The sequence below is a fragment of the Winslowiella toletana genome (assembly GCF_017875465.1).
Classification (GTDB): domain Bacteria; phylum Pseudomonadota; class Gammaproteobacteria; order Enterobacterales; family Enterobacteriaceae; genus Erwinia; species Erwinia toletana.
The window spans coordinates 4,211,163-4,237,644 of the sequence record NZ_JAGGMQ010000001.1 but is presented as its reverse complement, the minus strand read 5'-3'; the positions used below and the strand labels follow the sequence as shown (position 1 = coordinate 4,237,644).

At 53.7% G+C, this 26,482-nt stretch carries 30 protein-coding genes and 2 tRNA genes; 18 read left to right on the top strand and 14 right to left on the bottom strand.

Going from position 1 to position 26,482, the window contains the following annotated elements; all coding sequences use genetic code 11:
- Nucleotides 1–699: an extensin-like domain-containing protein gene (locus J2125_RS19755; protein ID WP_017802533.1), complete on the bottom strand. Its 699-nt coding sequence runs from the start codon at nucleotides 697–699 to the stop codon at nucleotides 1–3.
- 2 nt (nucleotides 700–701) lie between these two features.
- On the opposite strand from J2125_RS19755, the gene J2125_RS19750 reads away from it, so the two are divergent.
- Both J2125_RS19750 and cycA read left to right on the top strand, forming a co-directional pair.
- Entirely contained in the window at nucleotides 702–983 is a 282-nt protein-coding gene (locus J2125_RS19750) for a hypothetical protein (RefSeq protein WP_017802532.1), read from the top strand.
- Nucleotides 984–1,029: 46 nt separating this feature from the next.
- The gene (gene cycA, locus J2125_RS19745) at nucleotides 1,030–2,424 is read left to right on the top strand and encodes a D-serine/D-alanine/glycine transporter (RefSeq protein ID WP_017802531.1); all 1,395 of its coding nucleotides are present in this window, start codon (nucleotides 1,030–1,032) and stop codon (nucleotides 2,422–2,424) included.
- A 42-nt stretch (nucleotides 2,425–2,466) separates the two neighbouring features.
- On the opposite strand, the gene J2125_RS19740 is transcribed toward cycA, so the two are convergent.
- Both J2125_RS19740 and rutR read right to left on the bottom strand, forming a co-directional pair.
- Entirely contained in the window at nucleotides 2,467–3,444 is a 978-nt protein-coding gene (locus tag J2125_RS19740; RefSeq protein ID WP_017802530.1) for a metal-dependent hydrolase, read from the bottom strand.
- Nucleotides 3,445–3,460: 16 nt separating this feature from the next.
- Complete coding sequence (gene rutR, locus J2125_RS19735; RefSeq protein ID WP_017802529.1) at nucleotides 3,461–4,096, bottom strand: HTH-type transcriptional regulator RutR; 636 nt, start codon at nucleotides 4,094–4,096, stop codon at nucleotides 3,461–3,463.
- 330 nt (nucleotides 4,097–4,426) lie between these two features.
- On the opposite strand from rutR, the gene rutA reads away from it, so the two are divergent.
- Genes rutA through rutG form a run of 7 tightly spaced genes read left to right on the top strand, consistent with a single transcriptional unit; the run spans nucleotide 4,427 to nucleotide 9,999 of the window.
- Nucleotides 4,427–5,518 carry a pyrimidine utilization protein A gene (gene rutA, locus J2125_RS19730; RefSeq protein WP_209499527.1) on the top strand — a complete coding sequence of 364 codons (1,092 nt, stop codon included), beginning with the start codon at nucleotides 4,427–4,429 and terminating at the stop codon, nucleotides 5,516–5,518.
- Complete coding sequence (gene rutB / locus J2125_RS19725; RefSeq protein ID WP_017802527.1) at nucleotides 5,518–6,264, top strand: pyrimidine utilization protein B; 747 nt, start codon at nucleotides 5,518–5,520, stop codon at nucleotides 6,262–6,264. The genes rutA and rutB overlap by 1 nt, the downstream gene beginning before the upstream one ends.
- A 21-nt stretch (nucleotides 6,265–6,285) precedes the next feature.
- Complete coding sequence (rutC, locus tag J2125_RS19720; RefSeq protein ID WP_017802526.1) at nucleotides 6,286–6,672, top strand: pyrimidine utilization protein C; 387 nt, start codon at nucleotides 6,286–6,288, stop codon at nucleotides 6,670–6,672.
- A gap of 10 nt (nucleotides 6,673–6,682) precedes the next feature.
- Nucleotides 6,683–7,510 carry a pyrimidine utilization protein D gene (gene rutD, locus J2125_RS19715; RefSeq protein ID WP_017802525.1) on the top strand — a complete coding sequence of 276 codons (828 nt, stop codon included), beginning with the start codon at nucleotides 6,683–6,685 and terminating at the stop codon, nucleotides 7,508–7,510.
- Nucleotides 7,495–8,085, top strand: a complete 591-nt coding sequence (locus J2125_RS19710) for a malonic semialdehyde reductase (protein WP_017802524.1) — start codon at nucleotides 7,495–7,497, stop codon at nucleotides 8,083–8,085. The genes rutD and J2125_RS19710 overlap by 16 nt, the downstream gene beginning before the upstream one ends.
- A 10-nt stretch (nucleotides 8,086–8,095) precedes the next feature.
- On the top strand, nucleotides 8,096–8,620 hold the full coding sequence (gene rutF, locus J2125_RS19705) for an NADH-dependent FMN reductase RutF (protein WP_017802523.1): 525 nt from the start codon (nucleotides 8,096–8,098) through the stop codon (nucleotides 8,618–8,620).
- A gap of 47 nt (nucleotides 8,621–8,667) precedes the next feature.
- Nucleotides 8,668–9,999: a pyrimidine utilization transport protein G gene (rutG, locus tag J2125_RS19700; protein WP_017802522.1), complete on the top strand. Its 1,332-nt coding sequence runs from the start codon at nucleotides 8,668–8,670 to the stop codon at nucleotides 9,997–9,999.
- On the opposite strand, the gene J2125_RS19695 is transcribed toward rutG, so the two are convergent.
- Together J2125_RS19695 and J2125_RS19690 are read right to left on the bottom strand one after the other, a co-directional pair.
- Nucleotides 9,996–10,925, bottom strand: a complete 930-nt coding sequence (locus J2125_RS19695) for a DMT family transporter (protein ID WP_017802521.1) — start codon at nucleotides 10,923–10,925, stop codon at nucleotides 9,996–9,998. The genes rutG and J2125_RS19695 overlap by 4 nt on opposite strands.
- 140 nt (nucleotides 10,926–11,065) lie before the next feature.
- Nucleotides 11,066–11,230, bottom strand: a complete 165-nt coding sequence (locus J2125_RS19690; protein WP_071590531.1) for a con-10 family general stress protein — start codon at nucleotides 11,228–11,230, stop codon at nucleotides 11,066–11,068.
- 529 nt (nucleotides 11,231–11,759) lie between these two features.
- Here J2125_RS19690 and wrbA point away from each other — a divergent pair.
- The 3 genes from wrbA (at nucleotide 11,760) to J2125_RS19675 (ending at nucleotide 14,080) form a co-directional block, all read left to right on the top strand.
- Nucleotides 11,760–12,359 carry an NAD(P)H:quinone oxidoreductase gene (gene wrbA, locus J2125_RS19685; RefSeq protein ID WP_017802518.1) on the top strand — a complete coding sequence of 200 codons (600 nt, stop codon included), beginning with the start codon at nucleotides 11,760–11,762 and terminating at the stop codon, nucleotides 12,357–12,359.
- 22 nt (nucleotides 12,360–12,381) lie between these two features.
- The gene (locus tag J2125_RS19680; protein ID WP_017802517.1) at nucleotides 12,382–12,612 is read left to right on the top strand and encodes a YccJ family protein; all 231 of its coding nucleotides are present in this window, start codon (nucleotides 12,382–12,384) and stop codon (nucleotides 12,610–12,612) included.
- A 91-nt stretch (nucleotides 12,613–12,703) separates the two neighbouring features.
- Nucleotides 12,704–14,080, top strand: a complete 1,377-nt coding sequence (locus J2125_RS19675) for an NAD-dependent succinate-semialdehyde dehydrogenase (protein ID WP_017802516.1) — start codon at nucleotides 12,704–12,706, stop codon at nucleotides 14,078–14,080.
- 129 nt (nucleotides 14,081–14,209) lie between these two features.
- Here J2125_RS19675 and agp read toward each other — a convergent pair whose 3' ends face one another.
- From agp to J2125_RS19645, 6 genes are all read right to left on the bottom strand, one after another.
- Entirely contained in the window at nucleotides 14,210–15,808 is a 1,599-nt protein-coding gene (gene agp, locus J2125_RS19670) for a bifunctional glucose-1-phosphatase/inositol phosphatase (protein WP_017802515.1), read from the bottom strand.
- Nucleotides 15,809–16,133: 325 nt separating this feature from the next.
- A tRNA-Ser gene (locus J2125_RS19665) sits at nucleotides 16,134–16,221 on the bottom strand.
- Between the two features lie 195 nt (nucleotides 16,222–16,416).
- On the bottom strand, nucleotides 16,417–17,634 hold the full coding sequence (locus J2125_RS19660; RefSeq protein ID WP_040462185.1) for an MFS transporter: 1,218 nt from the start codon (nucleotides 17,632–17,634) through the stop codon (nucleotides 16,417–16,419).
- A 1-nt stretch (nucleotide 17,635) separates the two neighbouring features.
- The gene (locus tag J2125_RS19655; RefSeq protein WP_017799061.1) at nucleotides 17,636–18,019 is read right to left on the bottom strand and encodes a VOC family protein; all 384 of its coding nucleotides are present in this window, start codon (nucleotides 18,017–18,019) and stop codon (nucleotides 17,636–17,638) included.
- Entirely contained in the window at nucleotides 17,989–18,756 is a 768-nt protein-coding gene (locus J2125_RS19650; RefSeq protein ID WP_017799062.1) for a hypothetical protein, read from the bottom strand. The genes J2125_RS19655 and J2125_RS19650 overlap by 31 nt, the downstream gene beginning before the upstream one ends.
- A gap of 373 nt (nucleotides 18,757–19,129) precedes the next feature.
- Nucleotides 19,130–19,217 (bottom strand) — tRNA-Ser (locus tag J2125_RS19645).
- A 220-nt stretch (nucleotides 19,218–19,437) separates the two neighbouring features.
- Between J2125_RS19645 and yccA the strand changes: the two genes are divergently transcribed.
- Together yccA and tusE are read left to right on the top strand one after the other, a co-directional pair.
- On the top strand, nucleotides 19,438–20,094 hold the full coding sequence (gene yccA / locus J2125_RS19640; RefSeq protein ID WP_017802514.1) for an FtsH protease modulator YccA: 657 nt from the start codon (nucleotides 19,438–19,440) through the stop codon (nucleotides 20,092–20,094).
- 104 nt (nucleotides 20,095–20,198) lie between these two features.
- Nucleotides 20,199–20,525 carry a sulfurtransferase TusE gene (tusE, locus tag J2125_RS19635; RefSeq protein WP_017802513.1) on the top strand — a complete coding sequence of 109 codons (327 nt, stop codon included), beginning with the start codon at nucleotides 20,199–20,201 and terminating at the stop codon, nucleotides 20,523–20,525.
- A 1-nt stretch (nucleotide 20,526) separates the two neighbouring features.
- Here tusE and yccX read toward each other — a convergent pair whose 3' ends face one another.
- Entirely contained in the window at nucleotides 20,527–20,814 is a 288-nt protein-coding gene (yccX, locus tag J2125_RS19630; RefSeq protein ID WP_026111894.1) for an acylphosphatase, read from the bottom strand.
- Between the two features lie 152 nt (nucleotides 20,815–20,966).
- Here yccX and rlmI point away from each other — a divergent pair, with 152 nt between their 5' ends.
- Together rlmI and hspQ are read left to right on the top strand one after the other, a co-directional pair.
- Nucleotides 20,967–22,157 (top strand): 23S rRNA (cytosine(1962)-C(5))-methyltransferase RlmI, encoded by a 1,191-nt coding sequence (rlmI, locus tag J2125_RS19625; RefSeq protein WP_017802511.1) that lies wholly within the window; start codon nucleotides 20,967–20,969, stop codon nucleotides 22,155–22,157.
- A gap of 61 nt (nucleotides 22,158–22,218) precedes the next feature.
- Complete coding sequence (hspQ, locus tag J2125_RS19620; protein ID WP_017802510.1) at nucleotides 22,219–22,536, top strand: heat shock protein HspQ; 318 nt, start codon at nucleotides 22,219–22,221, stop codon at nucleotides 22,534–22,536.
- Between the two features lie 32 nt (nucleotides 22,537–22,568).
- Here the strand turns inward: hspQ and J2125_RS19615 are convergent, their stop codons facing one another.
- A complete protein-coding gene (locus tag J2125_RS19615) occupies nucleotides 22,569–22,985 on the bottom strand; it encodes a CoA-binding protein (protein WP_017802509.1) in 417 nt (138 codons plus the stop codon).
- A gap of 193 nt (nucleotides 22,986–23,178) precedes the next feature.
- Here J2125_RS19615 and J2125_RS19610 point away from each other — a divergent pair, with 193 nt between their 5' ends.
- Both J2125_RS19610 and J2125_RS19605 read left to right on the top strand, forming a co-directional pair.
- Entirely contained in the window at nucleotides 23,179–23,808 is a 630-nt protein-coding gene (locus J2125_RS19610; protein ID WP_017802508.1) for a DUF2057 family protein, read from the top strand.
- A 79-nt stretch (nucleotides 23,809–23,887) separates the two neighbouring features.
- Nucleotides 23,888–24,346, top strand: a complete 459-nt coding sequence (locus tag J2125_RS19605; RefSeq protein ID WP_017802507.1) for a methylglyoxal synthase — start codon at nucleotides 23,888–23,890, stop codon at nucleotides 24,344–24,346.
- A 34-nt stretch (nucleotides 24,347–24,380) separates the two neighbouring features.
- Here the strand turns inward: J2125_RS19605 and helD are convergent, their stop codons facing one another.
- Nucleotides 24,381–26,435: a DNA helicase IV gene (gene helD / locus J2125_RS19600; protein WP_209499526.1), complete on the bottom strand. Its 2,055-nt coding sequence runs from the start codon at nucleotides 26,433–26,435 to the stop codon at nucleotides 24,381–24,383.
- Nucleotides 26,436–26,482: the final 47 nt, after the last annotated feature.

Here is a 26,482-nt window from a genome sequence, read left to right as displayed (position 1 = left end):
CTACCGGCAAATGCCAAAACCGCGCATTCCGAGATGAAAATGGTTGGCATGAGCGGCGTTATAATCCGGGCCGAGTGAGTTGCCAAAGTAGCTGCAGCTTTGCTGAAAGGTCTGATGCAGCCATGCCGCCTTCTCTGGCGGCTGTTGCCAGTGATTTAATACGCTGATGCGCTGACCATTTTTTAACTGAAAGCCGGCGATATCCCAGGCATCCGCTGTAGCATGTTCACTTAGCCGCCCCTGCGCACGATGATAAATATTGCGGCAGGCGTAGCTGCCAAGGTGGTCGATGCGCGCCAGCGGCGAAGCGAATGGGCCGCTGCCGCGTTTTTCCTGTACACGTAAGACAAACATCACGCTACTCACCGCCAGCGGGCAACTGGCGAGAAAACGGCTGCTCAGCTGCACGTCGCCATAGCGCTGAATGCTTAACGCATTCTCCAGCGGGCACTGGCCGCTTATCGTCCCAGGACGGCTAAACGAGACCAGTCCGGCGTCGCGCGCGCGCTCCATCACTGCCAGACAAGCCTGCGGATCCTTTGCCAGCTGGCGCAGTTTATAGCGGGTAATCAGATTAGGGGGATCGGTCACCGCCAGCGGGGTAAATGGATTATATTCGGCGGGCAGATGCTGTTTTATCCACGGCATTGCCAGCGTTACGCCCAGAATAATAATGACTATCGCGGCCAAAAATTTCACTGATGACTATTTCCTCAACCGACAGGTTTTACTCGCATGCATACGCACCCCGTATCAACAATAGCCCGGTTGCGAAAATTCAGAACGGTCAGACGACTATTTATACCGAACTTTACCTGCACACCGCGGATAAAAGCGCCAATATTGCCTGCCTGCGTTCTGCCGCAGCATATCCGGTCAAAATAAGCGCAAAACTGCTCATTGAAGACAAAAAAAATTACCTGTTAACCGGCTTATTACACTATCTTATGCCAACTTATCTGGTTATTAACCGGATTAAATAACAGCCAGCAGAGCTGACACATCATCACTGACAGGAACAGAATTGTTATGGTTGACCAATCTAAAGAGACAGAGCTGACATCCGCAGAGCCGGATAAGCTACAGCGTAATCTTCACAATCGTCATATTCAGCTTATTGCTATCGGCGGCGCCATCGGTACTGGCTTATTTATGGGTTCCGGCAAAACCATCAGCCTCGCCGGACCTTCGATCATTTTTGTTTATATGATTATCGGCTTTATGCTGTTTTTCGTGATGCGGGCCATGGGCGAACTGCTGCTCTCCAACCTCGAATATAAATCATTTAGCGATTTCGCCGCAGATCTGCTTGGTCCCTGGGCAGGTTACTTTACCGGCTGGACCTACTGGTTCTGTTGGGTGGTCACCGGTATTGCCGACGTGGTGGCCATCAGCTCCTATTTCCAGCTATGGTTGCCTGATTTCTCGATCTGGATGAGTGCGCTGCTCTGCGTGGTGGTGTTCCTGGCGCTGAATATTGCGACGGTAAAGCTGTTTGGTGAATTGGAGTTCTGGTTCGCGATTATTAAGATCGTCGCCATCGTGGCGCTGATTGTCACCGGTATTGTGCTGGTGGCGATTCACTATCCTTCCTCCGCAGGCAGCACCGCATCGTTGTCCAATATCTGGGATCACGGCGGTATGTTCCCGAAAGGATTGAGCGGCTTCTTTGCCGGCTTCCAGATCGCGGTATTTGCCTTTGTGGGGATTGAACTGGTGGGAACCGCCGCGGCAGAAACCCACGATCCAAAAACCGTGCTGCCACGCGCGATTAACGCCATTCCGATTCGTATTATCTTCTTCTACGTGCTGGCGCTGATGGTGATTATGGCGGTGACGCCCTGGAACCAGGTGATGCCTGACCGCAGCCCGTTTGTCGAGATGTTTGTGCTGATCGGTCTGCCTGCGGCGGCCAGTATTGTTAACTTTGTGGTGCTGACCTCGGCGGCCTCTTCAGCAAACAGCGGTATCTTCTCCACCAGCCGTATGCTGTATGGCTTAGCGCAACAGGGTGTGGCGCATCGTGGCTTTGGTCGTCTGTCACGTCGTGCGGTGCCGACTAACGGTCTGTTCTTCTCCTGTCTCTGCCTGCTGGGCGGTGTGGCGCTGATTTACCTGATCCCGGATGTAATGACAGTATTCACCATGGTAACGACTGTCTCCGCGATTCTGTTTATGTTTGTCTGGACCATTATTCTCTGCTCGTATCTGGTGTACCGCAAAAAGCGTCCCCAGCTGCATGCCGAGTCAGTGTATAAAATGCCGCTGGGCAAATTTATGTGCTGGGCCTGTATGGCGTTCTTTGTGTTTGTACTGGTGCTGCTGACGCTGCAAGAGGATACCCGTCAGGCGCTGATGGTCACGCCACTGTGGTTCGTATTACTGGCGATTGGCTGGTTTTTACGTAAACGTAAAGCGGGATAATCAGTCAGCGGGCGGCATGAGTTAATGCCGCCCGTTCAACGGCTATAAACGCCGCCACCACAGACTGAATGAGCTGGCTAACGACGGACGCGGCATCTCCTGACGTGACGCCGCAACCGCCTGCTGTTGCGCCGGTTTCCCGAGGTCAAAGGTAAAGGTGTAATGCGGATCCTCGCCCATGCGCAGATCGGTAATCAGCAGATGTCCACGCTGTTCGCGCATGGCAAAAAAGCCGTGACTAAACCAGGCGACACGCTCCACGTACCAGTTAGCTTTATAGCGCTGATACAATGCCGCACCGCGCTCGTGATGGCTCAACTGCAACGGGCGCTGTGGCGACAGCAGTGACCAGAAACCCTCGGCATATCCCTCCGGTGTCATCACCAGCACGCGCCACACCAGCGTATTAAATGCGGTTGGCGTCACCAGTAACTGATCTGCCGTCAGATGCTGCCGCGCCATTTCCGCTTTAATCTGATGAGTGGCATAACTTTGCGCCAGCACACTCCAGCCGAGATAAAGCGTACTTAGCGTCAGCCCCAGCGTATTCCACCACAAACCACGTTTGCCACGCAGGCAGAGCGCCACCACCAGACAGATCAGTAACGGCAGGGTATACAGCGGATCGACAATATAGATGCTGCTGATGGCAAACGGAAAATTCGTAAACGGCAGGCCAAGCTGGGTGCCATATACCGTCATTAAATCCAGCAGTGGATGGGTAATAAGCGCCAGCCAGACCGCCCCCCACCAGCGCAGCCACTGCTGCCGCTGACCTGTCAGGATAGCAATCAGCCACGCCAGTATTGGCGACAGCAGCGTCAGCCAGAACAGCGAATGGCTCTCGGTACGGTGCAGCGTCATATTGCGGATCGCATCACCGTGGTCAACAAACACATCCATATCCGGCAGCGTGCCGCAAATCGCGCCGGTTAATGCCGCCTGCCATAACGGCGCTTTGCGCCCCATCACCGCCATCGATACCGAGGCGCCGAGAACCAATTGCGAGACCGAATCCATAGTGACTCCCGGTGGGTTAACGAACGCGAATACCTTCAATCACCATGCGCTGCACATTCTCAACCGTCTGATTGAAGAAACTGTCATCGCTAAGGGTTTGTCCGGTAATAGCTTCGACCTGAGTAGCGAAATCAGCGTAGTGCTGGGTAGTGGCCCACAGCATAAAGATCAGATGGTGCGGCTCCACTGGCGCCAGTCGTCCCTGGTCGATCCAGCCTTCAATCACCGCGGACTTTTCATCCACCAGCGCTTTTAGCGCCCCTTCCAGTTCACCTTTCAGCAGCGGCGCGCCCTGCAACATTTCCAGGCAGAACAGCCGTGATGCCTGCGGATGATCGCGGGAAACCACCAGCTTCATGCGAATATATTCGCGAATCGCTTCCAGTGGTTGCAGATCGTCGCTAAACGCGCGCAGCGGCGCCAGCCAGACATCCAGAATATTTTTCAGCACCGCGATATACAGCTCCTCTTTCGACGGAAAATAGTAGAGGAGATTGGTTTTCGAAACATCGGCGCGCTCCGCTACTTTATCCAGACTGGTGCCGTGGATGCCAAACTGAGAAAAAAACTCCAGTGCAGCGCCGAGGATCGCCTCACGTTTTGCGGCAACGGCGCGCGAACGGCGCGTAGGTGCTTTTTCTGAAGACTTCACTGTGATTCCTTCTCCATTATTCGTCGGCCCATGATAGCAAAGTGGTTTGCTCATCACTAATACGTCGCGATGCACTCAAATGAGACATCTGTGCATGTTTATTGTGCAGTTATTTTTTACCAGATGGTCTGTTTTGGACCGCTTGCTCTGCAACAATATGGTGATTTTAAACCAACACTCTGTTTACAAACATCTTTTAATTTCTGGCACAGCGTTTGCAATTCTTTTGGTGAATAATTTTGTGAATGGTTTCTGAGCGCCGCCTTGAGGGAAATTGCAGGATGCACCGCAGCGCGTGAACCACGTCCATCGCTAAACAGAGGGTTTCACATGAAAATTGGTGTTTTTATCCCTATCGGCAATAACGGCTGGTTGATCTCAACCAATTCGCCGCAATATATGCCGACCTTCGAGCTTAACAAGGCCATCGTGCAGAAAGCTGAGCATTATCATTTCGATTTTGCCCTTTCGATGATCAAACTACGCGGCTTTGGTGGTAAAACCGAGTTCTGGGATCACAATCTCGAATCTTTCACTCTGATGGCCGGCCTTGCCGCCGTCACCTCACGCATCCAAATCTATGCCACCGCGGCTACCCTGACGCTGCCGCCAGCCATTGTTGCACGCATGGCATCGACGATCGATTCGATTTCCAATGGCCGCTTTGGCGTCAATCTGGTTACCGGCTGGCAGAAACCCGAGTATGACCAGATGGGCATCTGGCCGGGGGATGAGTACTTCTCACGCCGTTACGACTATCTGACCGAATATGTGCAGGTGCTGCGCGATCTGTGGGGCACCGGCAAATCCGATTTAAAAGGTGAATTCCTCACCATGAACGACTGCCGCCTCAGTCCGCAGCCGCAGAAACCGATGAAAGTGATCTGCGCCGGTCAGAGCGACGCCGGGATGGCATTCTCCGCCAGATATGCTGATTACAACTTCTGCTTTGGCAAAGGCGTCAATACGCCAACTGCTTTTGCACCCACCGCCAGCCGCATGAAAGCCGCTGCCGAAACCACTGGCCGCGATGTCGGCACCTATGTGCTGTTTATGATTATTGCCGATGAAAGCGATGAAGCCGCGCGCGCCAAATGGGAACACTATAAAGCGGGCGCCGATGAAGAAGCGCTGGCGTGGCTGACCACCCAGAGCCAGCAGGATAAGCGATCCGGCAGCGATACCAATGTGCGTCAGATGGCGGATCCGACTTCCGCAGTCAATATCAATATGGGCACGCTGGTCGGCTCTTACGCCACGGTGGCGCGCATGCTGGATGAAGTCGCTACGGTAGACGGCACCCAGGGTGTACTGCTGACCTTTGATGATTTCCTGCAGGGTATCGAAGCCTTTGGCGAACGTATCCAGCCACTGATGACCAGCCGCATTGACGTCATTGACGCCGCAAAAGAGGTAGCCTGATGAATACTGCTGACACCGTCGTTTGCTCCACCGCTGCGGCGGAAAACAACCTGACGCTGCCTGCGCGCCCGGAAGCGATCGCTTTTCCGCCGCAGCAGACGGCGCTAATTGTGGTCGATATGCAAAATGCCTATGCCACCGAGGGCGGTTATCTCGACCTCGCAGGCTTTGATGTTTCCGCCACCAAACCGGTAATTGAGAAAATCAATATTGCGGTCAACGCAGCACGCGCCGCTGGCATTCAGATTATCTGGTTCCAGAACGGCTGGGATGACCAGTATGTGGACGCAGGTGGCGCCGGCTCGCCAAACTTTCATAAATCCAATGCGCTGAAAACCATGCGCAAAAATCCCGAATTACAGGGCACGCTGCTGGCGAAAGGCAGCTGGGATTACCAGCTGGTTGACGAGCTGCAACCGCAGGCAGGCGATATTGTACTGCCGAAACCGCGCTACAGTGGCTTTTTCAATACGCCGCTGGACAGCATGCTGCGTAGCCGCGGTATTCGTCATCTGATTTTCACTGGTATCGCCACCAATGTCTGCGTCGAGTCGACGCTGCGCGATGGCTTTTTCCTTGAATATTTTGGCGTGGTGCTGGAAGACGCGACTTATCAGGCCGGTCCGGCCTTCGCCCAGCAGGCGGCCATTTTTAATATCGAAACCTTCTTCGGCTGGGTTTCCGATGTCGACAGCTTTTGCAGCACCCTGCAATCCCCTGCCATGCCGCTTAAGCGCCAGGCCTGACCCCATTAAGGAGACGTTGCTATGCCAAAAACCGTGATCACGCCGCCAGGCACGACAGTTCCCATCGCCCCGTTTGTTCCCGGCACCCTTGCTGATGGCGTGGTATATGTCTCGGGCACTCTGCCGTTCGATAAGCAGAACAATGTGGTGCATATCGGCGATGCGGCGGCGCAAACCCGTCACGTGCTGGAGACAATTAAAAGTGTGATTGAAACTGCTGGCGGCACCATGGATGACGTCACCTTTAACTCGATTTTTATCACTGACTGGAGCAACTATGCGGCAGTCAATCAGGTGTATGCCGAGTACTTTCCCGGCGAGAAACCGGCGCGCTTCTGTATTCAGTGCGGTCTGGTGAAACCGGACGCACTTATCGAGATCGCCAGCGTGGCGCATATTGGCAAATAGGGGCAGCGATATGTATATCGAGCTATCAGGTCAGCAACATCCGCAGGCAAAAACCGTGGTGCTCTCGGCCGGTCTGGGCGGCTCGGGCAACTTCTGGCTCCCGCAGTTAAACGCGCTGCGTGAGCAGTATCGTGTGGTGGTTTATGACCAGCGTGGCACCGGACGCAGCCCGGATACGCTGCCTGATGGTTACAGCATGCAGGATATGGCCGCCGAACTGGCGATGGTGCTGGCGAAAAACGACATCACCCAGTGTGATGTGGTGGGCCATGCGCTGGGTGGTCTGATCGGCCTGCAGATGGCGCTGGATTATCCCGAACGGGTAGCGCGCGTGGTGGTGATCAACGGCTGGTTAACGCTTGATGCCCATACCCGGCGCTGCTTTCATGTCCGTCGCGACCTGCTGCTGAATGTGGGCATCGAAGCCTTTGTGCGCGCCCAGCCGCTGTTTCTCTATCCCGCTGACTGGTTGTCCGATAATCAGGTGCGTATTGAAGCGGAAGATACGCTGAATGTCGCTCACTTCCAGGGGATGGAAAACCTGTTGCGCCGTCTGCATGCATTAATGGAGACAGATTTCAGCATCACGGCGGCGAATATTACGCAGCCAGTGCTGTTGATCTGTTCACAGGACGATCTTCTGGTGCCCTGGACCTGCTCGGAAACGCTGCTTAATGCCCTGCCCAATGCGACGCTCAAAAAGATGCAATGGGGAGGCCATGCGATGAGCGTCACCGACAGCCAGACTTTTAACGCAATGCTGCTGGAGTGGCTGAACAGCCCACACCCGGCAGCGATCACCCCCACTTTAATGGAGCCATCATGGCAGAACCACTAACCCGCGAAGCCCTCGCCACCCTGTTTACTGCGGCGCGCACCCACAATGGCTGGCAGGATAAACCCGTTACGGACGCGCAGCTGGCGGACATTTATCAGCTGCTGCGTATGGGACCGACCTCGGCTAACTGTAGTCCGGCGCGCTTCGTGTTTGTGCGCAGTGCGGAAGGCAAAGAGAAACTGCGCCCCACACTCTCCAGCGGCAATCTTGAGAAAACCATGAGCGCGCCGGTTACCGCCATCGTCGCCTGGGATCCGCAATTTTATGATGCGCTGCCAACCCTGTTTCCTCATGGCGACGCGCGCTCGTGGTTTACCTCCAGCGCGGAACTGGCGGAAGAGACCGCTTTCCGTAACAGCTCGCTCCAGGCGGCTTATCTGATTATCGCCTGCCGTGCACTCGGCCTCGACACCGGTCCGATGTCCGGTTTTGATCGCGCCAAAGTGGATGCCGCCTTTTTTGCCGATAGCGGCTGGAAAAGCAATCTGTTGGTTAATATCGGCTACGGCGATGCCAGTAAAGTGTATGGCCGTCTGCCGCGCCTCGATTTTGCCGACGCCTGCGTGCTCGGATAAGGAGTAAAGCATGTCGCTGCATACCCTGCCACTGGCTGCGTCCGGTGTTGAAAAACAGGAATTCCGTAATGCCATGTCACGTCTTGGCGCGGCGGTTAATATTATCACCACCGACGGTCCCGGCGGTCGCGCGGGTTTTACCGCCTCGGCGGTATGCAGCGTCACCGACAGTCCGCCGACGCTGCTGGTCTGTCTGAACCGCTCAGCCTCGGTGCATCCGGCGTTCACTGAAAACCAGGCCCTGTGCGTCAATACGCTGGCCGCCGGTCATGAATCGCTCTCTAACCTGTTTGGCGGTAAAACCACAATGGCGGAGCGTTTTATTGCCGCCGAATGGTCAACGCTGGTGACCGGATCGCCAATCCTCGCGGGCGCGGTGGCCTCTTTTGACTGCAAAGTCACTCAGGTGGTCAGCGTGGGCACCCATGACATTCTGTTCTGTGAAGCACAGGCGCTGGTGTGTAACGACGATACGCACGGCCTGATCTATTTTGATCGTGGATATCATCATCTGATGCGGCAGGAAGCCAGTTAATCCGCCATCTGACGGCCTCTGTTAATGCTTAGGGTAGGGAGAAAACGATGTCTGGTTCCTGGTTTCCACAATGGCGTAAAAAATCGGCGGTCACTGACAATGGTTTAGTCGCCCCTGATGAAACTCTGCCCGCCGGGCAGACCATTATTATGGGCCTGCAACATGCGGTCGCGATGTTTGGCGCAACGGTGCTGATGCCACTGCTGATGGGGCTTGATCCCAATCTGTCGATTCTGATGTCCGGCATCGGCACCCTGCTGTTCTTCCTGATCACCGGTGGCCGGGTGCCAAGTTATCTCGGTTCCAGCGCGGCTTTCGTTGGCGTGGTGATCGCGGTAACCGGCTTTAATGGCCAGGGACTGAATCCAAACCTCAGCGTGGCGCTGGGCGGCATTATCGCCTGCGGTCTGCTGTATACACTGGTGGGGCTGGTGGTAATGAAAGCGGGCACCCGCTGGATCGAGCGTCTGATGCCGCCGGTGGTCACTGGCGCGGTGGTGATGGCTATCGGCCTCAATCTGGCGCCGATTGCGGTACGCAGCGTGTCAGCTTCAATGTTTGACAGCTGGATGGCGGTGATGACGGTGCTGTGTATCGGCGTCGTCGCGGTATTTACCCGTGGCATGGTGCAGCGTCTGCTGATCCTCGTCGGGCTGATGCTGGCCTGGGCGGTGTATGCGCTGTTTACCAACGGGCTGGGCTTTGGCAAACCGGTAGACTTCAGCCTGCTGGCCAGCGCGCCATGGTTTGGCATGCCGCAAACCACCGCGCCAGCCTTCAACATGCAGGCGATGTTTATGATTGCGCCGGTGGCGGTGATTCTGGTGGCGGAGAACCTCGGACACCTCAAAGCGGTAGCCGGCATGACCGGGCGCAATCTTGATCCTTATATGGGCCGCGCCTTTGTCGGTGATGGCCTGGCGACCATGCTCTCCGGCGCAACAGGCGGCAGCGGCGTCACCACCTATGCGGAAAATATTGGCGTGATGGCGGTGACCAAAGTCTACTCGACACTGGTGTTTGTCGCCGCAGCGGTGATCGCGATGCTGCTCGGCTTCTCTCCGAAGTTTGGCGCGCTGATCCACACCATCCCGTCAGCGGTGATTGGCGGCGCATCAATTGTGGTGTTTGGCCTGATTGCCGTTGCCGGCGCCCGCATCTGGGTGCAGAACAATGTTGATCTCAGCCTGAACGGCAACCTGATTATGGTCGCCGTCACCCTGGTACTGGGCGCCGGTGATTTTGCCCTCAATATTGGCGGCTTCACCCTCGGCGGCATCGGCACCGCCACCTTCGGCGCGATTATTCTTAATGCGATTCTCAGCCATCGCCGGGCGACAACGCTCAGCGACAGCAAGGCATTGCCACAGGACAGCTAAAGGTTTTGCGTAACCTGCTCAGGCGAAGGTTTATCCTTCGCCTTTTTATTGCGTTTTAAACGCAGCTCACTGATCAGTACGCCCAGCACGATCAACGCACCGCCAAGCAGCGCGACGCCCGGCAGCCGTTCACCGGCAATACGTCCGACAATCCCCGCCCACACCGGCTCACCAGCATAAATCACCGTGGCGCGGGTCGGTGAAACGCTGCGCTGCGCCCAGTTCATGGTGACCTGAATCAGCGCGCTGGCGACGCCGAGACCGATAGCGCTGTACAACAGATACGGTGAGAACGCCGGAACCGACTCGCCGTTGGGCAGCATAAAGGCAAATGCACATAGCGAGGCCACCGCCAGTTGCACGATGGTGACGCGCCGCACGTCCACTTTCCCGGCACAGGCGCTAATCAGGATAATTTCGGCGGCAATCGCCAGCGTACTGAGCAGCGTGGCGATCTCGCCAGCACTAAACGCCAGCGTGTCACCTTCCGGCCCGGCCAGCAGCAACAGACCGCTAAACGCGAGGATTACGCCAGTCCACGCCATTATCCCCGGCATGCGGCGCAAAAACAGCCATTGCAGCAGCGGCACCAGCGGCACATACATAGCGGTAATAAAGGCGGATTTACTGCTGGAGATGGTCTGCATTCCCCAGGTTTGCAGGCCATAGCCACCGGCAATCGCCAGCCCTATCCACGCACCGGCCTTCACTTCCTGCCAGCGTAATCCACGCAGGGTTTTCCACGATACCAGCGCCAGCAGCAGCGCAGCAGTGGCGAAACGCAGGCCGACAAAGAAGAACGGGCCACTGACGGTCATCGCATGGTGCACCACCAGGAAAGTGCCACCCCATAACACAGTAATCAGGATTAACACCACTTCCGGCAGGTTGATGCTGAATTTATAACGCGAGAGAAATGCCGACATAGCCCGATCCACTTAATAAATTGGGCGTCAGTGTGCGTTGAGGAGGTAAACAGGTCAATGGGGATAAATCATTTATCAGGCAAACCGCCGGGCATCACCCGGCGGCTGGGGGAAATACTCAGACAACAGACAGCAGGCAGTTATTTCTTGCCGCTGCTCCGTCCCCCTTTTTCACCTGCTTTGGAGGCGCGCTGCGGGTCATTCTTAAAGTTTCCCCCGCTGCTTTTACCTCCTTTACGGCCAGCTTCTGATGCTCTCTCACGGTCTTCAGCGAAATTACCAGAGCCTCCACGATGTTCTGCCATTTCTTACCTCCGAATAGTTAAGACATCATATTGCTAAAGCCCCCTTCGCTGTTGGCGAAAGGAGGTGGCGGAATCGGGCACCAGAAGGAAGCCCGCTTGTCATCACCACCACTTTCAGTTTAGACGAAACGACCTGTTTTCTGGCGCTCATTTATATTTAGAAACAAACAATCGGCTATAAAATTCATTTAATTCCGCAGACTTCACTTAAACCGTTATAAGCACTATCGAAATAGCCGCCGTGTCCATCGACGTTGCTGCCGCCTCCCTTCAATAACCGTCGCATCCGGCAAAATGTGACTTTCTCTTCTATACTTTAGTTATCGCCTCATCAATCGCATTACTATGCAGGAGAAATATGATGGCAAAACCACAGCCCCGTCCGGCTAAAGACGATCCAAAAAATGCGCCTGAATCAGGCGACAAAATGCCGCAAAAACCCCGAAAAAAACTCTGACGCACTCGCTGGCCCGTTCCGGGCCAGCGAGTTTTTTAATCTGCAATCACCCATCCACCACGGAGATAATCAATGGCGAAGATTCTTGTGCTCTACTATTCGATGTACGGACATATTGAAACCATGGCCAAAGCGGTAGCTGAAGGCGCCAGTAAAGTTCCGGGTGCTGAAGTGACCATCAAACGCGTTCCAGAAACCATGGACGCAGAACGCTTTGCGCAGGTGGGCGGCAAAACCCAGCAGGCGGCAGAGGAAGCTACCGCGGATGAATTACCGCAGTACGACGCCATTATCTTCGGCACGCCAACGCGCTTTGGCAATATGGCAGGTCAGATGCGCACCTTTCTCGATCGTACCGGTGGGCTCTGGGCTTCAGGCGCGCTGTACGGCAAGCTGGCCAGCGTATTCGCCTCAACCGGCACCGGCGGCGGTCAGGAACAAACCATCACATCGACCTGGACCACTTTAGCGCATCACGGCATGGTGATTGTGCCGATCGGTTACGGCACCAAAGAGCTGTTTGATATCAGCGAGGTACGTGGCGGCACCCCGTATGGCGCCACCACTATCGCTGGCGGTGACGGCTCACGTCAGCCCAGTGAAGAAGAACTCACTATCGCCCGCTATCAGGGCGAACATGTCGCCACACTGGCGGCAAAACTAAACGGTTAATCTCACCTTTCAGGAGGCAAACATGGCAACGCAACAGTCGAAAGCACATCGTGTAGGAGAATGGGCAAGCCTGCGTCATACCTCGCCGGAAATCGCTGAAGCGATTTTTGAAGTCGCAGCGTATGACGAAATAGTCGCTGAAAAAATCTGGGAGCAACAAGGCAGCGATGATGTCTTGCTGCGCGCCTTTGAGAAAACCGATAAAGACGTACTGACCTGGGATGACAAAGTGGTCAATCGTAAAAATGTCTGAATCGGTACTGTCCGGGCGGGAAATTGCCTGCCCGGAATAAATATTTTGTCCCCGGCCATCACTGGCTGGAGAGTAATCAGGGAGTAAATCAATGTCTGCATATCAAACCATCAATCCGGCGAATAATAAGCTGATTAAATCATGGCCGGACCATAGCCCGCAGCAAGTGGAGCAAGCGCTGGATACCGCAGCAAAACTGTATAAATCATCCTGGTCGAAGGGTGACATCCAGCCGCGCCTGCAGGTGCTAAAAAAGCTGGCCGATATTATTGACAGCCGTGTTGATGAACTGGCGAAAATCGCCAGCGTAGAGATGGGTAAACTGATTAATCAGAGCCGTGGCGAAGTAAAGCTTTGCGCACAAATCGCCCGCTATTATGCGGAAAATGCTGAGCGTTTTCTGCAACCAACCCGTTATCCTACCGACCTCGGCGAAGCCTGGGTTGAGAACCACCCGATTGGCGTGCTGATGGCGGTGGAGCCGTGGAACTTCCCTTATTACCAGCTGATGCGCGTGCTGGCGCCAAACCTTGCCGCCGGTAATCCGGTGCTGGCCAAACATGCTGGCATCGTGCCGCACTGCGCCAGCATCTTTGAGCAGATGGTGCTGGATGCCGGTGCACCAAAAGGCGCCTGGACCAATATGTTTATTTCGAATGATCAGGTAGCGGAGCTGATTGCTGACGATCGCATTCAGGGCGCCGCGCTGACCGGTTCAGAAAAAGCGGGCAGCATTGTCGCCGCACAGGCGGCAAAATACCTGAAAAAATCGACGCTGGAACTGGGCGGTAACGATGTGTTTGTCGTGCTGGATGACTGCGACCTCGATGAAGCCGTAAAACAGGGCGCACAGGCGCGACTTAATAATGCGGGTCAGGTCTGTACTGCCGCTAAACGTTTTATCGTCCATCAGAAAGTGGCTGACGCCTTCCTTGAGAAATTCACCGCGGCATTTAAAGCGGCGAAGCTGGGCGATCCGCTGGATGAGAGCACCACTTTAGGCCCGCTCTCTTCCGCCGGCGCACGCGATACGCTGGTAAAACAGGTGAAAGCGGCAGTGGATAATGGCGCGAAACTGCACTTTGGCGGCAACGTTCCGCAAGGCGAAGGTTGTTTCTATCAGCCGACGATTCTTACCGGCATCACGCGCGACAACCCGGCATATTTCGAAGAGTTCTTCGGTCCGGTGGCGCAAGTTTACGTGGTCAAAGATGATGAAGAAGTGGTGCAGCTGGCCAACGATTCTCACTACGGCCTCGGTGGATCAGTATTTACCAGCAATATCGAGCGCGGTAAAAAACTGGCGTCACAGATCGAAACCGGCATGGTGTATATCAATTCCATGACCGATACCGCTGCTGAGCTGCCTTTCGGTGGCGTGAAACGCTCCGGCTTTGGTCGTGAGCTGTCCGATCTCGGTATCAAAGAGTTTGTGAATCAGAAACTGGTGGTAGTGGCGAAAGCGTAAAACGTTATTCGCTGCCAGAAACAGTAAGGGCCGACAATTGTCGGCCCTTTTTTTATCTATCACGGGCGGCGAGAACGCCGCCCCTATGGTCATGCGGGTGCAGGGGCGGCGTTCTCGCCGCCCGTAGATTTACTGAGGCTTAGCCGCTGCGGCTTTATCAGCAGCAGCTTTATCAGCAGCAGCTTTATCAGCTGCAGCTTTATCGGCGGCGGCTTTATCAGTTGCCGCTTTCTCAGATGCCGCTTTGTCTGCGGCGGCTTTATCCGCAGCAGCCTGGGCAGCAGCAGCTTTATCTGCCGCCAGCTTCTCTTCAGCGGCTTTCTCCTGCGCGGCTTTATCTGCGGCGGCCTTGTCGGCAGTCGCTTTCTCAGCTGCTGCTTTGGCGGCAGCGGCTTTATCTGCGGCCACTTTCGCTGCATCCTGTCCGGCAGCTGGCGCGGCGGCAGGCTGAGCAGCCGGCGCCGCACGCTGCATGGCAGTACCCTGCACCGCAGTATTCAGCACCTGGGTGAACTGCTCCCATGAACAAAAGCCATTCGCATCGGTTTCACAGCCTTTCATCTGCAGCGTTACACGCTGTGGCGGATTCTTCAGCGTCAGTGGTTCGGCATTACGCAGCTGCTCAGAACTCTGGTAAACGTACTCTACTTTCACCAGGTCTTTATCGCTCTTAGGATCATGCCAGCGTTCAAATACCACCTGACCACCAATTGGCGTGCGCTCATTCTGGCCTGGCAAGTCATAAGGTTTGAAATCCAGCGCGGTCAGCAGTGAAGCGATATTAGAGTCATGACCAACCATCAGTGTGACTTTTGGCGCTGATGCCTTGTCCTGATCGATTAGCTGACTGCGGATATAGTCCACCAGCGGCGCAGCGACATTGCGCGCAACATCCGCTGAAGTGAACAGCGCATCCTGATAGCCATTTTTAATTGCTGACAGTTCCTTCCACTGCTCAGCGGTTTTGATCTGTCCCCAGGCTACCTGCTCCATCGGGAAACCTTCGTAATATTGCAGAGTGAAAGCATCAACCAGCGAATTGCCCACGCGCAGCGGGCCGGCAACGCCCGGCTCTTCACCATTATTCGCTTTAAATTTATTCTGATTATCGCCGCTCAGGCTGCACTGTTTATTATCTTTACAGGCCGGGGCATTTTTATAATCGATGATCTTTTCCAGGCGCTGGTAAGCAGGTTTCAGGCTCAGCTTCTCACCGGCGGCATTGATGGCCGTCAGCGCCTTCTTATTAAACTCTTCACTGCTATTGGTGATCACCGGATTAAAGATCGGGTCCATGCTGCCCATCTCATCCTGATGGGTAACAGCAATATCACAGCCCGGGAAAGCACCGGTAATAAAGAACTGGGCAGTCGCCACAGTGCGTTGCAGGCTGTTGGCATAGGCAAATACCTGATCTGACGCCGGACATTCGCCATTTTTCACCAGGCCCTGCTGCGCCAGCCACTCACGGGTGTAATGGCCCATGTAAACTTCCAGCACGCCGCCTTTGGTGGTCAGCTGACCGCCGGGAACATCCCACTGCGGCCAGGTTTTTTTCGTTGATTGCTCTAATACACTGCCATTATCCGCCAGCGGGGCACGCAGGTTGTGGCGACTCATCATCAATACTTGCTGTAACTGCAAATCGCCATCCGCGGCAATGGCGGAGAACCCGACAGGTAACGCGGCCAGTACGGATAACGCGCAGAGAGTATATTTTTTGATCATTGTGCTTATTCCATTGATTCAGATGATAAACATCCCGGCTATCAAACACGCTGCCCGCGACCGGACAACGAAAAATATCGGAACATCATAACCTGCCCAGTACCGAAAAGCCCCGGACGTTTGCAGTGACGTAGATTGTGTTAGCAATATAGCAGACTCTGGCAGCAACGGTTTAGTGCCAATAGCAGATTGAAAAGCAACAGGATGTTTTTCAGAATCAGTGAAGTGACAACCGGACGTTAAAGTCGCGCACAGACAAAGTATTGAGGGAGTATAACAAAGAGAGTCTGAACAGAAATGTTCATGGCACAAGCGGGAATAAAGATGGCGGAGGAGGAGAGATTCGAACTCTCGAACGGTTTCCCGTCGCCGGTTTTCAAGACCGGTGCCTTCAGCCACTCGGCCACCCCTCCGCAGACTTTATTACTAAAGTCATCTCAAAGCACTGTAATGTCTGGCTCAGCTCTTCAAGATGCGTAGCAGTGTAGTAGTTTGATTGTATGAGAGCAACAGGCAATTAGCGCTATTGTTGCTGACCGTCGAAAATATGCGCTAATTGCTTGTCTTTTAAGTTGTTAAGCTGAAATTCTGTACTTTTATGGCGCCAGTTATTTACCGGCGATCAGCGTTCTGCCAGTTTTTGTCTTTTCAGCCTGAAATTTATTAACCAGAAACAGCGGCAAAACCGATGCCGCAACATAGAGACCAGCATAGAGAAAACCAGAAGGGATAATCGTATTAACGATTACCGGCGTTAAACCGCCAAAAATGGACAGGGCAAGATTATAGCCAAGGCTCAGCGCCAAATCCTGACCGCCGGCCTGTTGCCATAACACGGCGGCCATATTGGCGAGAATCAGAGCAGTAATAAATGACAGCGAGAGCGCAGCCAGCGCTATCACCAGCAGTGACAGGCTATCCATTAGCCAGTAGAGCGGTGGTGCCAGCATCAGCAGTAACAGCGCGCCGCGGTTAAAGATTTTTAACGGACTGGAGAACTTATCCACCCAGATGCCGACGGCGATCACCATCATCATTAATAACAGTGAGTTGAAAATGGGATAAAACGCTTTTATCTCGCCGATCAGCAACGCGTTACCCATCAGCGTGCTGGCCATATTTTGGATATAGAACACCACTGCGCCAGGAATAGCGATTAAGAAGATCAACAGGGTGTGTTTATTGAGTAAACGGTTTTTCTGTTCTGCCCTCGCCTCGGGCGCCTGAAAAGGCAGGCGGGCGCGGAACCAGAAGCTGAGGACAATATTCAGGCCGCCAATCACCAGTGGTATGCGCCAGCCATAATCAAGCATCTGTTCATCACTCAGGATGGCGCTAAGCACCAGCACAATGCTGACTGAAGCAACCACACCGACCATTGAGCTGGCGACAATCATGGCGCTGATTCTGCCAAACTGATTACTTTTCGCATCCCTCAGTAAATAGTTAATTACCGTGGGATATTCGCCGCCGAAGGAGAAAGCCTGCAGCATTTGCAACAGCAAAAAGGCGGCAATGACCGTGTGTCCGAGCAGCGACACTGGCAGAAAGGCCATGGCGAATGTCGCTACGCCGGTTAAAGTACTGGTAAAGATCAATGCTGCTTTCCTGCCGCGTTTCTCTGCATAGCGGGCGATAACGATGCCGCCCAGTGGTCGGATAAGAAAACGCAGAGCAAATATCCCCCAGACAATTGCAGCGCCATGCCCTACTCCCTGCTGTTCAAACAGCAACGACAGCCATCCTGAGATGGCGGCGTACACTGCAATATCATAAAACTCCATCGCATTCCCTGCGACAACACCAATCCTTTGTCTCCATCTCATATTAAGGCTCCTCAATAATCTCAACTAAATTGCCATCCGGATCGGCAGTAAAGAAGTAACGAAAATTACTCACTCTGGCATTATGAACTTCCTGACAGATATGCCCCCTTTGCTCCAGCAAATGACGTTTGGTGGCCAGACAACCGGTTTTTAATGCCAGATGGGTCAAACCAATATTTTCCAGACGCTTTGCCTGAATAACAGGATTGGTTAAGCGCTTAAAGTGGAACAACTCAATAAACAGACTCTCATCTTTAAGGAACAAAATAACCACATCATCATCTTCATATTTTTGAACGGCGACAAAACCAAACTGCTGGTAAAATAGTTGAGAGGCAAGTAAATCGCGACAGGTTAACGAGATATGGTGAAGTTTTCCAGGCATGCCTGAGTCACTCCATTGCGATTTAATATATCAAATAATGATGAGTTAGGATGGTGCGGGCAACCGGCTTTCATTTTGATATTATTGAGGCGGTTATGTTCTGTTTTAACACTGCATTGATGGGCCCAGGCAATTTCTTTCATCGACCGGCACATCAGTAACTGACGAATGCTATCCATTTCCAGTCGGGTAAAAGTAAGATGGCCAAATTGCCATATATCATGATTAATCAGTGAAATAGCAGCTACCTTTTCAACAACTCGCCCCGTTTCACGACTGCGTAACGGCAGTGACAGCTCATCCTGTTTTTTTCTGCAGAGATTTCTTGCCATTGCGCTAATGGCGGGCTTGAGTCTCATCAGGCTGATGATCTGAGTAAATTCCATTTCGTTGCTGCTGCTGACTGACATAATTTCAAAGCAGGCGCCATGCCGGGTACAGATATCTATTTTTGTGTTTCTCTCCGGCAAGCATTTTGCAAAAACAGTCGCATGGCTGAGATCATAATTATTCCAGGTTCGCACACCCGTAATTAGCCGCTGGTTTAATTCTTTATCGAGATCATACCCCCAGTAACAGAGATGCCATTCATAGTTTGAGGTTACCGCAACCACGCGCAATGATTGAGTATCAATGACTGAGAATGAAATATCATAATAAGATAAATCGAGGTTACTGCTCACGGCATTGCTAAATGATCGCGATGCGCTGGCTTGCTGGCATGTATGAATATCCATTGTTTTCCCCATCCTTAGAGAGTTAATTAATAGTTAAGATATAATATTAATAAACACAACCACGCGGCACAGACAGAACATTTAATTATCACATCCGCGAAAATACTTAAACATTTTTTATGCTTTTCTCACCGTTATTCTTGCCATAACAGATTAAGTCCGCACTGAAAAGGGGGTAATTACCCCATATGCGCTTTTTGACCAGGTGTTGTATCTTGATTTTATACAGCGCAGCCCGTGGTATTCTGTCGCCAGCACCTGGGGAATTTGATCTGACAATGAAGGGTTTTATTGCCAACGCAGAACATTATACGTTGAGATGTCGAGCAGTAATTTAGGTAATTTACACATTTAGCAGGACGCTAAGAGAAGATGGCGGAGGAGGAGAGATTCGAACTCTCGAACGGTTTCCCGTCGCCGGTTTTCAAGACCGGTGCCTTCAGCCACTCGGCCACCCCTCCGCAATGAGGCGCACTATAAACATGTGCCCCAGTGTTGTAAAGCCTGTTTTGATTCGTTCGCCTGAAAAATCGCCAACCGTGGTGTTTTTGCCGTAATTATCGCCAGCGCGCGCGAATTATCAGCGGTTTAACGCGTAAAGAAGGGTAAAACGACTTTCTTTGTCTGGCCTGAATCCCTATTGTCACAGCTATATTTGTGACCTGATAAGAGGCTCTTTATATGGATCGCATTGTTACTTCCACCCGCGAAAGCTCGCTAATAAGTACCAACAAAGTCCTGCGCAATACCTACTTCCTGTTGGGCATGACGCTGACCTTCTCGGCCATTACGGCCACCGCCAGCACCGTGTTTGCGCTGCCCTCACCGGGTTTGATCCTGATGCTGGTTGGCTTCTACGGCTTAATGTTCCTGACCCATAAACTGGCTGACAGCCCAATGGGTATTCTGGCTGCCTTTGCCTTTACCGGCTTCCTTGGCTACTGCCTCGGCCCGATTCTTAACAGCTACCTCAGTGCCGGAATGGGCGATACCATTGCCCTGGCGTTAGGCGGAACCGCGCTGGTGTTCTTCTGCTGTTCAGCCTATGTGCTGACCACGCGCAAAGATATGTCGTTCCTTGGCGGCATGATGATGGCTGGCTTTGTGGTGCTGCTGGTGGCCGTGGTGGCTAACCTGTTCCTGCAAATCCCGGCGCTGCATCTGGCGATTAGTGCGATGTTTATTCTGTTCTCCGCCGGCGCCATCTTGTGGGAAACCAGCAATATTATCCATGGCGGTGAAACCAACTATATCCGCGCCACCGTCAGCCTGTATGTCTCGCTGTATAATATCTTTATCAGTCTGTTAAGCATCCTCGGCTTCGCCCGTAGCAACTAATTCAGTCTGACAGACAGATAAAGCCCCGCAAATGCGGGGCTTTATTTTTGCCTGCGGAAAAGTTTGCTAAACTGCGCGACGTAAATGGTTAATGAGGCAATAGCGTGTTATTTGAAGGTAAAGAGGTTGAGCGCGACGCGCAGGGTTATCTGAAACATCTCAGCGACTGGAGCGAAGCGCTGGCGCTGCAGATCGCCGCAGAAGAAGCGATCGTCATGACTGACGCTCACTGGGAAGTGGTGCGCTTTGTGCGTCAATTCTATCTCGAGTTCAACACCTCGCCGGCGGTGCGAATGCTGGTCAAAGCGATGGCAAACAAGTTTGGTGAACAGAAAGGCAACAGCCGTTATCTGTTCCGCCTGTTTCCGGAAGGTCCGGCAAAGCAGGCAACCAAAATTGCTGGCCTGCCTAAACCGGTAAAATGTCTCTGAGTTACCCGGTGGTAAAGCTACGCGGCAATTCAGCGAGCTGATGCGGCTCGGTCAGCACTTTATCGACCCGTGCGCTGCGTGGTCCGCCCGCTTTCAGCCAGGCCACCAGTTCATCAACCCGCTGTTCCGCGCCGCATGCCAGCACCTCGACACTGCCATCATCCAGGTTACGCGCATAGCCGGTTAACCCCAGCGTTTTTGCCTGCACCTGAGTGGAATAACGAAAGCCGACGCCCTGCACCATGCCATGTACCCATACTTTTATGCACTTATTGTCTGCTGAAGACATCCTGACCTCCGGTTATGCGATTCAATACCGTAAACTGACGCCCTCCCCGCCGGAGACAGTCCCCCATTAGCAGCAATTACAATTTTTCGTGCAATTTTGCGGCCAGCACCGGACAATGGCGCCAAATTTTCTCCAGGTAAGCATAGCAAAATATGACCGTTCGTTTGATTCTCGCTAAGGGCCGTGAAAAGTCCCTGTTACGTCGTCACCCATGGGTATTCTCCGGCGCGGTGGCGCGTCTGGAAGGCAAAGCATCCAGTGGCGAAACCATTGATGTTTGCGACAGCCAGGGTAAATGGCTGGCACGCGCCGCTTATTCGCCGCAATCTCAGATCCGCGCGCGCGTCTGGAGCTGGGAACAGGACGAGTCTGTTGATATCGATTTCTTTGTCCGACGTCTGCAGGCGGCGCAGCTGCTGCGCGACTGGCTGGCCCGGCGTGACGATCTCGACAGCTATCGCCTGATTGCCGGTGAATCTGACGGTATGCCTGGCGTCACTATTGACCGCTTTGGCAATTTCCTGGTACTGCAACTGCTCTCCGCTGGCGCTGAGTACCAGCGCGCACCGCTGATTGCCGCCCTGACACAATGTTATCCGGACTGCGCCATCTATGATCGCTCTGATGTTTCGGTGCGTAAGAAAGAGGGACTGGAGCTGACGCAGGGCGTGGTTTGCGGTGAGCTGCCACCGCCACTGCTGCCGATTACCGAACATGGCATGAAGCTGCTGGTGGATATTCAGGGCGGCCATAAAACCGGTTACTATCTGGATCAGCGCGACAGTCGTCTGGCGACACGTCGTTATGCCAAAGATCGCCGCGTGCTTAACTGCTTCTCCTATACCGGTGGTTTTGCTGTCTCTGCGCTGATGGGCGGCTGCAGTGAAGTGATTAGCGTCGACACCTCGCAGGCGGCGCTTGATATCGCCCGACAGAACGTCGAGCTGAATGGCCTCGATCTGTCAAAAGCGCAATTCCTGCGCGACGATGTTTTTAAACTGCTGCGCACCTACCGCGACAGCGGCGAGAAGTTCGACCTGATTGTGATGGATCCACCAAAATTTGTTGAAAACAAAAATCAGCTGGCAGGCGCCTGCCGCGGCTACAAAGACATCAATATGCTGGCGATGCAGCTGCTGAATCCAGGCGGCATGTTGCTGACCTTCTCCTGTTCTGGCTTAATGGCAACTGATTTATTTCAAAAAATCATCGCGGATGCCGCCCTCGATGCGCGCCGTGATGTACAATTTATAGAGCAGTTCCGTCAGGCCGCTGATCACCCGGTTATCGCCAGCTATCCGGAAGGTATGTATCTGAAGGGCTTTGCCTGCCGCGTTCTGTGACTTGAAAACAAAGTCCCTGTCCCCATATTGGAGGCAGGGCAATGTTTCTCAGGAGGTCACAATGATTGCCAGTAAATTTGGTATCGGCCAACAAGTCCGCCACCGGCTGCTTGGTTATCTCGGGGTGGTGGTTGATGTCGATCCGGAATACTCATTAGCGGATTTAGACAGTGATGAGCTGGCGGATAGCGAAGCGCTGCGCGCCGCTCCCTGGTATCATGTGATTATGGAAGATGACAACGGACAGCCAATCCATACCTATCTTGCTGAATCGCAGTTATCCTGGGAAACACAGGGGGAGCACCCGGAACAACCCTCTCTTGATGCGCTGGCGGCCTCCATCCGTCGACAGCTGCAGGCACCACGTCTGCGCCATTAAATAAAAACCCCGCCGCTGCGGGGTTTTGTTTATCAGCTTCTGGCTAAACCTAAACGCGGTATCTCAATTTTTGGACAGCGATCCATCACCACGGTCAGCCCTGCCTCACCGGCCAGTACTGCAGCCTGCTCGTTAATCACCCCGATTTGCAGCCACAGTGTTTTCGCGCCGATGGCAATCGCCTCCTGCGCGACTTCCCAGGCGGCCTCAGCGTTGCGAAACACATCGACCATATCGATCGGATACGGGATCTCCGCCAGCGTGCCATACACCTGTTGTCCCTGCAGCTGCTGCCCGGCCAGTTTCGGACTGACAGGCGTTACCTCGTACCCCTGTGACAACAGATACGCCATCACGCCATAACTGGGACGCGACGGATTATCGCTGGCGCCCACCAGCGCAATACGCTTCGTTGACCTCAACACATCCGCAATTGTTTGATCGTTCATATCCCACTCCTGTTGCGATGAATGCAAACATTTTAGGTTATCTGTGGTCGGAAGAAGAGGAATAAACCGGCGAGTCGCTTTTTATGGATTGATAGCACGAATAAATATGTTCAAATGTTAATATGCTGCCATAATGTAAGAATTTGATACATTCGTAACCTAATCAGCCGTCCTCGTGTTCCCTGGAGTAATAATGAAACTGCGTCTGGTGCTTTCAGGTTTAATCGCCCTGCTGGTTGCTGCATCCTGCCATGCGACCACGCTTAAACTGGCGCCTGAAATCGATCTGCTGGTGCTGGATGGACGTAAAATTTCCGGTTCTCTGCTAAAAGGCGCTGAAGGGCTTGAGCTGGAGCGTGGCGAACACCAGTTTCTGTTTCGCGTCGAAAAAACGGTTACCCACGACCGGCAATATCTCTCCGTGCCGCTGATTGCCACCTTTAATGCCCAGGCAAAATCAATCACTATCCGTTTGCCAGCGTTGCAAACGCCGAGCGAAAGAAAAAAGTTCGATGCCACACCTGATTTCCAGCTGGTTGATGAGCAGGGTAAAGAAATTGCCAGCAAACGCGATCGCCTGCTGACCAGCCATAACAGCGATCTGGAAAAAGCGATGATCGCCTATAACCGTAATGGCCAGGTGGCTTCAGTACCGCGTTTTGCCGAGCCGCAGGCCACCACCAGCATTACCCAGCAGCCGCCTGCCGATCTGGCGCTGAATGATACAGCAGCAGAACGCCTGCTTAATCTGTGGTATCACCAGGTTGATTCCGCTACCCGTCAGCGTCTGGTGTTGTGGATGAAAGCACTGCGCGCAAGTTGATGTTTTAGCGTAAGCAGCGGTAAACTCACTGCTGTATAAGCCCTTATTTCATCACCCTACGCAAAACCAGGATGCATTAATGGAGCAGACCAGCCGTACCATTCCCGTGTCAAAACATATTGCTTTAGTAGCGCACGATCACTGTAAATCGTCGTTGCTGGAGTGGGTCAATACCCATAAAGCACTGCTGGGTGAACACACTCTGTACGCCACCGGCACCACCGGTAACCTTATTCAGCGTGAGACCGGTTTAGAAGTGAATGCCATGCTGAGTGGCCCGATGGGCGGCGATCAGCAGGTTGGCGCACTGATTGCGGAAGGCAAAATCGACCTGCTGATTTTCTTCTGGGATCCGCTGAATGCGGTGCCACATGATCCCGATGTCAAAGCGCTGCTACGGCTGGCCACGGTATGGAATATCCCGGTAGCGACCAACCGTTCCACCGCCGATTTTATTATCCACTCTCCGCTGTTTGCTCAGGCGGTTGCGATCCAGATCCCCGATTACCAGCGCTATCTGCAACAGCGTTTACAGTAAGTCATCGAGGCCAGCGCTAAGCTGGCCTGATAGTTCAGGGCTTACGTAATGTGGGTACGCCCAGACGCTTAAACTGTTCAACAAACACCGACGGCTGTTCCCGGTCATACAGCATCCATACCTGCTGTTTGGCACGGGTGATTGCCACATAAGCCAGACGGCGCTCTTCTGCATCCGGAAAATCCTCCGGCTGTGGCAACAGTCCCTGCTCCATCACCGATTCACGCGCGGCGGCAGGGAAACCATCTTTCCCCTGTTGCAGGCCGAGGATAATCACAAAATCCGCCTGCTGGCCTTTGCTGGCATGAATGGTCATAAAGTCGATATGCAGCTTCGGCCAGCGGGTTTTCGCTTTCTCCAGCGTTTCCGGGCGCAGATGGTGATAGCGCGCCAGCAACAGTACCCGCTCTTCAGGTTTCGCGTAGCCGCTGATTTTATTCAGCAACGCCTCCAGCTGCTCTTCCGGCAATAGCGAAATAGCTTTTTTATTGCCTTTCGTCAGGCTGTTAAGTGGCTTTGCCAGCTGGTGCGGATTCTCCTGCACAAACTTATTGGCGATCTCGCCAATACGATCGTTAAAGCGATAAGTGGTATCCAGCACACAGCGATCACCGTCACCAAAGTGATGATGAAACGCAGTGGTCAGCGCCATCTCCGCACCGCTAAAGCGGTAAATCGCCTGCCAGTCATCACCGACGGCAAATAGCGTAGTTTGTTTGTTCTGCTTACGCAGCGCTGCCAGCAACGCAGCACGCTGCGGCGAGATATCCTGAAACTCATCGACCAGAATGTGTTTCCACGGGCTGATAAAGCGGCCTTTATCGAGAATATTCACCGCCTGATGAATCAGTCCGGAGAAATCGACCGCCCCCTCTTCCTTTAGCGCGCTCTTCCAGGCTTTCAGAATCGGCGCCATCAGTTTGACGCGCTTAGCAAACAGCTCCCGTACCTCTTCCGGCGCCGACTCGATCATCGCCGCCTGCGCGCCGCCATGCATCCGCATTAAGCCCAGCCAGCGTTCAAGCCGGCTGGCCAGACGTTTTGCCAGCCGGTCGTTTTGCCAGAAATCACCCTCTTCGACTTCCCACTCCAGCTCATCATTCAGCCACTGCCGCCAGCCATTGGCGTGCGCTTTTTTCTCGCTGCACTGCTGACGCCAGCTGGCTACCAGTAATTTCTGGCGATGACTGCTGTCAGTTTCCAGTTTGCTGATAGCCGGTGATTTATTGCTTCCCTGCTGGATAATATGCAGCGCCAGCGAATGGAAGGTGCGCGCCTGAATGCCGTCACTCTGTAAGCGGGTCTGAATGCGATCGTTCATCTCCTCCGCCGCCTGCCGTCCAAAAGCCAGCAGCAGAATTTGTGGCGGCGTGGCCTGCTTGCGCATCAGTAACCAGCCCGCACGCGCCACCAGCACCGAAGTTTTGCCGCTGCCCGCGCCCGCCAGCACCAGCAAGGCGTCCTCGCCGTTAACCACTGCCCGCGCCTGTGAAGGGTTAAGTGGTGAAGTTTCGACACTGTCAAAGAAATCGGCATACTGCGTCAGCATGCGGCGGGTCCACTCGCTATTGCGCTGCGCCAGCTGCTTTTCGCCGCTCTGCAACCATTGCAGGCAGAACTGATACAGCTCGCGGCAGTTATCGAATTCATTCAATCGTTCGACCGGCAACGGCAGCGCATCGAAAGCTTTATTGATGGCGTCGCCCAGTTCACTCAGCTCACTGCGCTTCAGCCAGCGGTCCTGTTGCGTAAAATGCTGCAGTGTATCCACTCTCTCCTGCAACACCTGCGCGCTGACCTCGCTCATCTCAGCGCCCCAGCTCTGCCAGGCTTTAGTCAGATAGTGATAAAAACGCTGGGTCTCCTGCCATTCGGTGCCATGCAGACGCACCACCTTGTCATCCGGCAGGCTAAACTCAAGTTCACCCCATACCATTCCGCGCTTGCAGTGAATAGCCAGCAACTGATTGAAAGGGATAAGATACTCATGCTTTTCACCGCTGACTTCGACGCCGGCCGTCAGCAGCCGCACCCGGTTGTAAGGATGTTGCGCCAGGTGTTTACCCAGCGACGTTGATTTAAGTTCCATGCAGATTGACCATGTCGCGGTTTTATTCAGTTTAACTGGCGGGAGTG